The organism is Bartonella jaculi, assembly GCF_039543045.1.
Classification (GTDB): Bacteria; Pseudomonadota; Alphaproteobacteria; order Rhizobiales; family Rhizobiaceae; genus Bartonella; species Bartonella jaculi.
On sequence record NZ_BAABIZ010000032.1, the window covers coordinates 9178 to 10480 of the forward strand.

Consider the following 1303-nt stretch of genomic DNA (forward strand, 5'->3'; position numbering starts at 1 on the left):
GCTTTAAAGGACGGGTAAAAGCTTTACGGCTTCTTTGCGGGCTTCCTCCAACTGCGCATTATCCATACCTTCAAGCATCATTTCAAGATCAGGCGCTTGCATTTTTGCTTGCTTTGCAAGCATGTACCATGCCGCTGCCGTTATAATATCGCCTTTTGTTCCTATTCCATCGCGGTAAAGTCTTGCAAGAGAAATCTGTGCTTGTGGGATCATATTGGTGGCATTGCTCAAAAGTAAATGAAAAGCACGTTGAAAATCTTGCTCTCCTCCACGGCCTTGTACAAGCCATTGCGCCAAAAGAAGTTGGGACATAGTATGTCTATTTTGAGCAGCAACTTCCAAGAGTTTGCGGGCGTTACGATCATCCTTGGGGCGTGTTAAAGTTCCCAAAGAGAGAATTTTTGCCGCAGCGAAAGCAGCCTCAGCATCACCAAGGGCAGCACCTTTTAAAAACCATTTTAATGCCTGTTCTATTGCCTCATTTTCCCGGCTTTGTGTAAAGACGCCTGCAAGAGCCTGCTTCTCGCGCGCGGCTTTATAAAGGAGCATTTGCCCATAATAGAAATAAGCTTCTTTTACTCCAGCATTGACAGCTTGGCGAATAAACTGTTCACCGAGTTCTTGGTTTTGTGTGATAAAATGCCCATCAAATAACATAAGACCATAGCGCAATTGCGCTTGTGGTTCACCCTGTTTTGCCGCACGTCCAAACCACAAAGCAGCGCGTGCGCCATCAAGAGGAACGGCACATCCTTCCATATAAATCCGGCCAACTAAAGTTTGTGCAAAGGGATCATTTTGTTCAGCACGCCGGAGCGCTGCACGAAAGGCTTTCAAATAATAGCCTTGGATATAATAGTCATAGGCTTGATCATATTGTCCAGCTTGTAAGGGTTGAAAAGGTTCTTGCTTGTTTGAAGCATCTTGAATGGTATTCAAAGAGCGTTCAAAGTCTGAGGATTCTTCAGCAATTCCAGAAGAACTGGTAACAAAAATTGCAAACCAAATCATTCCTACGATAAGCAGCTTAGCGCTTCTCTTGATCATAGATGTTTCCTCCTCATCACGGTTGAAGAATTTTCACATTTTTCTTTCATCATATCAAGCATCAGCAAAGAATTATCTTGCGCAAAAATGTTTATCTTCAAGGATAATAAATTCATATGCGGTTTTCACTACCGTTCTATCAAACTTACGTAAATATTCTCATTTCTGATTACATCTACTGTTGATTTCCTGCTTCTTCGAGGCTGGTTTCACCAAAGTCACAAGACATTGGCCAGAGCCTTCCTCTCCACAGGCT

At 43.1% G+C, this 1303-nt stretch carries 1 protein-coding gene; it reads right to left on the minus strand.

Going from position 1 to position 1303, the window contains the following annotated elements:
• Positions 1-3 precede the first annotated feature (3 nt).
• Entirely contained in the window at positions 4-1047 is a 1044-nt protein-coding gene (locus ABD915_RS08080) for a tetratricopeptide repeat protein (RefSeq protein ID WP_345117228.1), read from the minus strand.
• Positions 1048-1303 lie beyond the last annotated feature (256 nt).